Source organism: Halorubrum sp. SD683, assembly GCF_002135045.1.
Classification (GTDB): domain Archaea; phylum Halobacteriota; class Halobacteria; order Halobacteriales; family Haloferacaceae; genus Halorubrum; species Halorubrum ezzemoulense.
Window position 1 is genome coordinate 1 of the sequence record NZ_NEWJ01000103.1, and the last position, 7,137, is coordinate 7,137.

Consider the following 7,137-nt stretch of genomic DNA (forward strand, 5'->3'; position numbering starts at 1 on the left):
TATTTCGTGAGGTAAAACGCAGAACTATCTGTTTCTCAAACTGTTTCAGTAACGCTGAAGCAGAAACAGCAAACGAGTGGCTGAGATCGTTCGCCTTCGCATGGAATCAGCTTATCTGAACACTACCATCCGGTCCGCCGAAACAGTCAAATGCGAGTGCCGCAACGACTGTCGCATGTTCACTTTTGTCGTGGGTATCGACGCGGACGAGGACCGGGCCAGCGCGCAAGCCGAGACGATCGCGTCGATGCCGCTGGAGACGGACGACGTGACGGCGGTCCTCGTTCACTCCTTCAGCGAGAACAGGGAGGGGGGCACCGTCGAACAGGTAAAGTCAGTTCGGGTCGCTCGGTCGCGACTCGAAGACGCCGGGATCGAGGTGACGCCCGAGGGGTACGGCGGTGACGCGGCCCGAGCGATCCTCAACGTCGCCGACGAGTACGACGCCGACCAGATCGTCGTCGCCGGGCGGAAGCGCACCCCCACCGGGAAGGTCCTGTTCGGCAGCGTCACGCAGAGCGTCATCCTCGACACCGAACGACCGGTCCTCGTCTGTAGCGGGGGCGAGTAACCGACCTCACCCTGCTTCGCTCGCGCTGACAGGCTCGCTCGTTGGGGGGGCTCGCTCGTGGAGGGTGGGGCTTCGATGTGGTCCTCGCCGTCATGCGACGCGACGGGGCGTTTTATGCGCCCCGCCTACCGAACGCCCTTCGGAGTCGGTGAACCCACCGTTCGGGGCCGGGCTACTGCGACCCGCACGGCGCGGGACTTGTGCCAGCACAGCACCAGTCGCCAATACGGCGGGATGTAGATTAACAGTTGCTCAGTATCATGTCAGTTTCCGCTCCGCCCTACTCGCTCGCTTCGGTCGCTCTCTCCTCACGGGTCGCAGGCCCGGGCGCCCGGTCGAGCGGTCGCCGCGACCACAGCCGCCGGTCGTCGGGGGCCGTCGCGATCAGTTTATACCCGCGAGCGAGTAGATCGCACCGTGGTGGCGATGACGAGTCGGTTACCCCCACTGAGCCCCTTGTGATGACGGGTTTCGACCGAGCCACCGTTTCCGCACCCGCCAGCGGCGCGGCCGAGCCGCCCCGGAGTGAAAGTGGTCCTGAGCGACGGTGTCAAGGCGCTGTCTGGCGGTTTCGAGGCGAAGAGGCCGGGTCGATCGGCGTCGATCGAACGCGGGGTCGCCGCTCAGTACGACGCGGCGCGCTTGTCGAGGCCGGCGGCCTCGATGTCTTCGCCGTCGACGGAGGTGCGGAGGACGTCCATCCCGTCGTCGCGGTCGATGTCGAAGTTGCGGGCGTACAGATCGTCGAGCCGCTCGTACTCGGCGTCGGAGATCGGCGGCACGTCGGCGGCGGCGCTCCACTCGGCGATGTCGGCGCCGTCGCGAAACGTCGGGGTGACGGAGGCGACCTCGTCGTGCGCGAGCAGCCAGCGGATCGCGGCCTGCGCCATCGTGCGCGCCCCCTCAACACCGTCGGGGTCTTCGAGGAAGCGGATCGCGTCGACCTTCTCCCAGCCGGTCTCGTACCACTCCTTCGGGCGGTGCGAGCGGTGGTCGCCGTCCTCGAGGACGGTGTCGGGCGTCACCTGTTCGTTCAGCAGGCCGGAGGAGTGCGGGACGCGAGCGATGACGGAGGTGTCCGAACCGCTCTCGCGGATCGTGTCCACGAAGTGGCGACCGGGCTCCTGCTCGAACATGTTGAAGACGGTCTGGACCGCGTCGAACTCCTCGTACTCGACGGCGGCGTCGCCCTCGGCGAGCCAGCCGATCGAGGGGCCGAGCGCCCAGCCGAGCGCGCGGACGCGCCCGTCGGCCTTCCACTCGCGGAGGAGGTCGCGCACCTCGGGGGTCACCTCGTCGACGTTCGCGTTGTGGAGCTGGAGCACGTCGACGTAGTCCGTGTCGAGGCGGTCCAGCGAGGCCTCGAACGCCTCGGTGAGGTACTCACGGTTCAGCTCCTTCGGGAGCTCGCCGTGACCGGCCTGCGGGTTGTCGTAGAAGTCGTAGCCGATCTTCGTCGACAGCGTCACCTCGTCGCGGCGGCCGGCGATCGCCGTCCCGATTATCTCCTCGCTGTCGCCGTGGCCGTACACGTCGCCGGTGTCGACGTAGGTGACGCCCGCGTCGAGCGCCTCCTCGACCATCCCGACCGCCTGTTCGTCCGAGCGGTCGCCCCACCAGTCGGTGCCGACGACCCACGCGCCGAAGCCGACCTCCGAGACCTCGACGCCCGAGTTACCGAGTTCGCGGTGTTGCATGCCAACCGGTTGGTGGTCGGGACACTTATCGGGCGCGGTCGGTCTCGGGGCGGTGGAACGGCCGGCGATCGCTGTCGGTCTCGGGGCGGTGGAGCGGGCGGCGATCACGCTCGCTCGTCTCGGCTCGTCCCGCCGCCTATTACTTGATCCCGGCTCGTCGACCACCCATGGACGACTCCCTCCGTCGGCGGCTCGACGCCGTGATCGCCCTGCTCGGGATCATCGCCGTCGTCGCGGTCACCGCGCTGTTGCTCTCGTTCGGCAGGGCCGCGATCGCCCCGGCGTTCGTGATCGCCTTCACGGGCGTTCTCGTCGGCATATTTGCCGCCGAGGAACTGTACTGATCGGCTGAGGCGCCGTGGTCGCACAACCGAATCCATTTGAGTGATGGCGACGAAGGAGGGCCGATGACAAAGCGACACGTGTCCCTGCCCGACGGCGCCGAGGCCGGGGTCCGAGGGTTCATCGACGAGGTGGACGAGCGGCTCTCCTCGGACGAGGACACCTGCGAGGTCGTCCGTGACGTGCTGATCGACCTCCACGGCGACCGGGAGGCGTGGGAGGCGTGGCAGAGCGGCGAATCGGTGTCGCGCGCCGAGCGCGTGCGCCTCCAGGGGTACGACCCGTGTAACGCGACGCTGGAGTCGGAGTACTACGCCGAGAAGGACGAGGAGCGCTTCCAGCGCTCGAAGCACCTCCAGTGGCTCTGGCGCCAGTTCGACGCCACACCGATGGCCGACAACGTCGAGTTCGCGCTCCGGTTCCGGCAGATGCTCGGCAACCACCTCTTCGCCGAGTGCGGCGACGACTGTCGCTTCTTCAAGGGGATCTCCGTCACCTACGGCCACAACATCGAGGTGGGCGACAACGTCGTGATCCACGACGACGTCCACCTCGACGACCGCGGGAAGCTGACGATCGGCGACCGCGCCTCCATCTCCGACGGCGTCCACCTCTACAGCCACGACCACGACATCGTCGACCAGACCGAGGTCCGGAACTTCCACACGATCGTCGAGGATGACGCCCGCGTCACCTACGACGCGATGGTCCGGGCCGGCTGCCGCGTCAGCGAGAACAGCGTCGTGGGCGCGCGATCCGTGGTCCAAGGCGACGTGCCCGCCCATCACGTGGTCGTCGGATCGCCCGCCCGCAGTGTCCGCGTGAAGCCGGGGTGGGAGGAGGCCGCCGAGGAGATCGAGGACGGCCGGCTCCCCGACAACCAGGACGACCGCGAGATCGAGTACGACCTCCCGGACGACCTCGAGCAGTTCGACGAGTTTCAGCGGGACCTCCAGCCGCCGAGCCCGCCGCGCTGAGGGCGCCGTGCGGCCGACGCGTCGGTGATCGAAAGCGGCTTGTTCGTGGTATGATATCTCACGCCAGTATCGTTATTGGCCAGCAGCGCGTACACAGAGGTGGTGTCGCACACATGACAGGACAACGGATACTGATGATCGTCGGCGACTTCGGGGAGGACTACGAGATAATGGTGCCGTACCAGGCGCTCCAGGCGGTCGGCCACGAGGTCCACGCCGTCTGTCCGGACAGGGAGGGCGGCGAGACGGTCAAGACCGCGATCCACGACTTCCGCGGCGACCAGACGTACCTGGAGGAGCGCGGGCACAACTTCGAGCTCACGCACGGCTTCGACGAGGTCGACCCGGCCGACTACGACGCCTTAGTCGTTCCCGGCGGGCGCGCCCCCGAGTACCTCCGCGGCTACGACGAGGTGCTCGACGCGGTGCGGCACTTCTTCGAGGCGGACAAGCCCGTCGCGTCGATCTGTCACGGCCCGCAGATCCTCGCTGCGGCGGGCGTCCTCGACGGCTACGAGATCACGGCGTACCCCGCCGTCAGGCCGGAGGTCGAGGCCGCCGGCTGCTCGTGGGTCGACGGCGTGACGACCGACGGGAACCTCGTCACCGGCCAAGCGTGGCCCGATCACCCCGAGTGGATCGCACAGTTCCTCGACCTGCTCGGGACCGAGATCGACCACGAGGCGACCGCGGCGACAGCGGACTGAGCCCGCGCTTTTTCGATGCCGGACCCTCGCGCCCTCGCGGTCAACGTCGCCGCCAACACGAACGAACCCGGGTTCCGGGGGCCCGTCTACCCCGACGGCTCCTTCGCGTACGTCCCGATCCCCGAGTCGGCGGCGACGCTGCCGCGCGGGCGCGCCCCGGTCGACGAGCCGGTCCCGACCTACGGCGACCTCGACCTCCCGTTCGCCGTCCCGGAGGCCCTGCGCGAGGCGCCCGTCCACGCCGACCCCGAGTTCCCGGGCGTCCACGGCCGCGAGCGCGCGACGTACGGCGACCCGCACGGGGTGAAGGCCGGGCGTATCGCGACCCTCGACCCCGGCGACCGGCTCCTGTTCTACGCGACGCTGTCGCTGCGGCCGCGCGACTGGGCCGGACCGGGCGACGAGCGCCCCGGCGACGCGGGCGCGGACGACCGCGGCGGCGCGTGGCTCCGAGAGCACGGCGTCGCCGTCGACGACGACCTCGCCCCCGACTGGGGCGCGTACCTCTTCGCGGGGATCCGGATCGAGCGCGTACTCTCGCCGGCCGAGGGCGACGGCGTCGTCGACCGCGCCGCCGCCGCCGCGGCGGCGCCGACCAACGCGCACCTGAAGCGGGACCCGTTCGACGCCCGCGTCGTCGCGGTCGGCGACCCGGACGCGTCCGGCCGATTCGACCGGGTCGTTCCGCTGAGTGCGCCCGACGCAGGGGTGGAGGCGAACCCGATCGTCACCGACCTGTCGAGCGACTCCGGGAAGGGGCCCTGGTGGCGCCGCCCGATGGGCTTCGACGAGGCGGCGACCGCGGAGCTGCTGGCGCAGATCGACCGGGCGTGAGGGGCGACCGACGCGGCGCGAGGGGGCGGCGCGACGGGACGCCGCGTCCGCCGCCACCGCGATTTATGAGGCGCGGCCGCGTTGTGTGCGGTATGAGCGACGACGAAACACCAGACGCGAGCGACGAGGCGACCGGCCGCGGCGCGCCGTCGCGGCTCGGGCGCGTCCTCCTAGGCGCCGGCCTCGCCGCGCAGGCCTCGGAGGACTTCCGCGACATGGACGACACGATCGAGTACGCCGAGTCGGCGGGCGTTCCGATGCCGGACGTGGCCGCGCCGTTCGCCTCCGGCATGATGATCGTCGCCGGCGTCGGCATCGCGCTCTGGCGGCTCCCGCGGGTCGCGACCGGCGCGGCGGTCGCGTTCCTGACCGTCGTCACCGCGACGATGCACGACTTCTGGAACGCCGACGAGGACGACAAGGGCGGCGAGCGGCTCGCCTTCTTCGGCAACCTCGCGATGCTCGGCGGGGCGTTGGTGTTCCTGCGCGAGGCGTACAAGGACTGACCGGAGTCGTGTCGCGCGCTACAGTTCGCCGGCGTCCAGCGGGTCCTCCAGCTGGCCCATCACCGCCTCCATGGCGTCGGTCGCGGTGAGCAGGCCGACGACCTCGCCGTCAGCGACGACCAAGGCGAGCTCCTGCGACTCCGCCTGGAACCGGTCGTAGGCGTCGCTGACGCTCGCGTCGGGGGAGACCGTCAGCGGGGGGGCCGCGACGTCCGCGAACGTCAGGTCGCCGTCGCGGAGCGCGTCGAAGCGGCTCACGATCGAGGGGGCGTACACGATCCCCTCGAAGTCGCCCCGGTCCTCGCCCACGAGCGGGAAGCGCGTGTGCGGGGTGTCCCGGATCCGGTCGAGGTTCTCGTCGACCGACGCCGTCGTGGTCAGCGAGATGATCTCGTCGGGCCGCGTCATCACGTCCGCGACGGTGACCCGATCCACGTCGAGCGCGTTGAGAATCTCCTCGCGCCGTTCCTTCGGTAGCTCGATGTCTTCCATCATCGAGCCGAGGCGGGTGCGGAGCTGCGCGCGCGTCTCCAGCACCTCCCCTTCGGCCTCGGTCCACGACCCGGTCATCTCGACGCCGAAGAGCCCCAGCGTCGCCTTCGCGACCCAGTCGCCGAACTTGATCAGCGGCGAGATGCTCCAGGCGAACCAGTACAGCGGCCGAGCGCCGTAGTTCGCGACCTGCTTCGAGCGCTCGACGCCGAGGTACGTCGGCGTCTGCTCGCCGTGAGTCAGGTGGACCATGTTGATGAGGAAAAAACCCAACAGCGAGCCCGCGCCGGCCGACGCGAGCGCGGTGTTCTCGAATATCGGCGCGAAGATCGCCGCAAGCCCCGGCTCGGCGACGATACCGAGCGCGATGCTCGTGCCGGAGATCCACACCTGACAGGTGGTGAGGTAGAACTCCAGGTCGTCCGTCATCTCCCAGGCGCGCCGCAGTCCGGGGGTGTCCATCTCCGACTCCGGGTACTGCCGGAGGCGCGTCAGGCCGAACTCGACCGCCACGAAGTACGCGTTGATCAGGATGAGGAGGACGCCCGCGGCCACGCGGAGCGCGACCTCGGTCGGGGGCATCGTCGTCGCGAGCGGGATCATCGTCTCCCGTTCCCCGTGCGACCCTGAAAAGGGTTCAGGCCGCGACCGACGCGCCTACTCGTAGTCCTCGTACGTCGGGAGCCCCTCCTCGGGCGGGAACTCCTCGACAGGCACCGTCGTCTCGTCGCCGCTTTTCATGTCCTTCACCGTGTACTCGCCGTTCTCTAAGTCGCGCTCGCCGACGACCACGACCGTCTCGGCGTTGATCGAGTCGGCGTAGCCGAGCTGGGCGCCGAACGAGCGGTCGGAGACGTCCTGCTCGACGACCACGTCGTCGCCGAGCGCGCGGAGGTCGCTCGCGAGCGCGGCCGCCTCGCCCCGCGTGTCGCCCACGCCGAGCACGTAGTAGTCGGTCGAGAGCTCCTCGTCCGGCCAGACCCCGGCGCGCTGGCAGAGCAGCTTGAGAGT

General features: G+C 69.4%; 9 protein-coding genes and 1 pseudogene. 7 read left to right on the forward strand and 3 right to left on the reverse strand.

Going from position 1 to position 7,137, the window contains the following annotated elements:
• Together B9G49_RS15185 and B9G49_RS15190 are read left to right on the forward strand one after the other, a co-directional pair.
• Positions 1-119: pseudogene (locus B9G49_RS15185) on the forward strand (IS6 family transposase); the annotation flags it as partial.
• Between the two features lie 56 nt (positions 120-175).
• Positions 176-571, forward strand: coding sequence for a universal stress protein (locus tag B9G49_RS15190; RefSeq protein ID WP_049930521.1), 396 nt, complete (start codon positions 176-178; stop codon positions 569-571).
• 623 nt (positions 572-1,194) lie between these two features.
• On the opposite strand, the gene B9G49_RS15195 is transcribed toward B9G49_RS15190, so the two are convergent.
• Positions 1,195-2,268: an aldo/keto reductase gene (locus B9G49_RS15195; RefSeq protein ID WP_049930519.1), complete on the reverse strand. Its 1,074-nt coding sequence runs from the start codon at positions 2,266-2,268 to the stop codon at positions 1,195-1,197.
• 167 nt (positions 2,269-2,435) lie between these two features.
• Between B9G49_RS15195 and B9G49_RS16595 the strand changes: the two genes are divergently transcribed.
• The 5 genes from B9G49_RS16595 (at position 2,436) to B9G49_RS15215 (ending at position 5,634) form a co-directional block, all read left to right on the forward strand.
• The gene (locus B9G49_RS16595; RefSeq protein ID WP_155120031.1) at positions 2,436-2,612 is read left to right on the forward strand and encodes a hypothetical protein; all 177 of its coding nucleotides are present in this window, start codon (positions 2,436-2,438) and stop codon (positions 2,610-2,612) included.
• A gap of 63 nt (positions 2,613-2,675) precedes the next feature.
• On the forward strand, positions 2,676-3,587 hold the full coding sequence (locus tag B9G49_RS15200; RefSeq protein ID WP_086216935.1) for an acyltransferase: 912 nt from the start codon (positions 2,676-2,678) through the stop codon (positions 3,585-3,587).
• A gap of 113 nt (positions 3,588-3,700) precedes the next feature.
• Positions 3,701-4,294: a DJ-1/PfpI family protein gene (locus B9G49_RS15205; RefSeq protein ID WP_086216936.1), complete on the forward strand. Its 594-nt coding sequence runs from the start codon at positions 3,701-3,703 to the stop codon at positions 4,292-4,294.
• 15 nt (positions 4,295-4,309) lie between these two features.
• Positions 4,310-5,128: a hypothetical protein gene (locus B9G49_RS15210; RefSeq protein ID WP_086216937.1), complete on the forward strand. Its 819-nt coding sequence runs from the start codon at positions 4,310-4,312 to the stop codon at positions 5,126-5,128.
• 92 nt (positions 5,129-5,220) lie between these two features.
• Complete coding sequence (locus tag B9G49_RS15215; protein WP_049930511.1) at positions 5,221-5,634, forward strand: DoxX family protein; 414 nt, start codon at positions 5,221-5,223, stop codon at positions 5,632-5,634.
• Between the two features lie 18 nt (positions 5,635-5,652).
• Here the strand turns inward: B9G49_RS15215 and B9G49_RS15220 are convergent, their stop codons facing one another.
• Complete coding sequence (locus B9G49_RS15220; RefSeq protein ID WP_086216938.1) at positions 5,653-6,729, reverse strand: CNNM domain-containing protein; 1,077 nt, start codon at positions 6,727-6,729, stop codon at positions 5,653-5,655.
• 54 nt (positions 6,730-6,783) lie between these two features.
• The coding region (locus B9G49_RS15225; RefSeq protein ID WP_255376762.1) for a His/Gly/Thr/Pro-type tRNA ligase C-terminal domain-containing protein at positions 6,784-7,137 on the reverse strand (354 nt) is incomplete at its 5' end.

What these genes read in the sequence shown, in the direction of transcription:
- B9G49_RS15205 (WP_086216936.1), top strand. Translation starts at nt 3,701, where the DNA reads ATGACAGGACAACGGATACTGATGATCGTCGGCGACTTCGGGGAGGAC.
- B9G49_RS15195 (WP_049930519.1), bottom strand. Translation starts at nt 2,268, where the DNA reads ATGCAACACCGCGAACTCGGTAACTCGGGCGTCGAGGTCTCGGAGGTC.
- B9G49_RS15190 (WP_049930521.1), top strand. Translation starts at nt 176, where the DNA reads ATGTTCACTTTTGTCGTGGGTATCGACGCGGACGAGGACCGGGCCAGC.
- B9G49_RS15215 (WP_049930511.1), top strand. Translation starts at nt 5,221, where the DNA reads ATGAGCGACGACGAAACACCAGACGCGAGCGACGAGGCGACCGGCCGC.
- B9G49_RS15210 (WP_086216937.1), top strand. Translation starts at nt 4,310, where the DNA reads ATGCCGGACCCTCGCGCCCTCGCGGTCAACGTCGCCGCCAACACGAAC.
- B9G49_RS16595 (WP_155120031.1), top strand. Translation starts at nt 2,436, where the DNA reads ATGGACGACTCCCTCCGTCGGCGGCTCGACGCCGTGATCGCCCTGCTC.
- B9G49_RS15200 (WP_086216935.1), top strand. Translation starts at nt 2,676, where the DNA reads ATGACAAAGCGACACGTGTCCCTGCCCGACGGCGCCGAGGCCGGGGTC.
- B9G49_RS15220 (WP_086216938.1), bottom strand. Translation starts at nt 6,729, where the DNA reads ATGATCCCGCTCGCGACGACGATGCCCCCGACCGAGGTCGCGCTCCGC.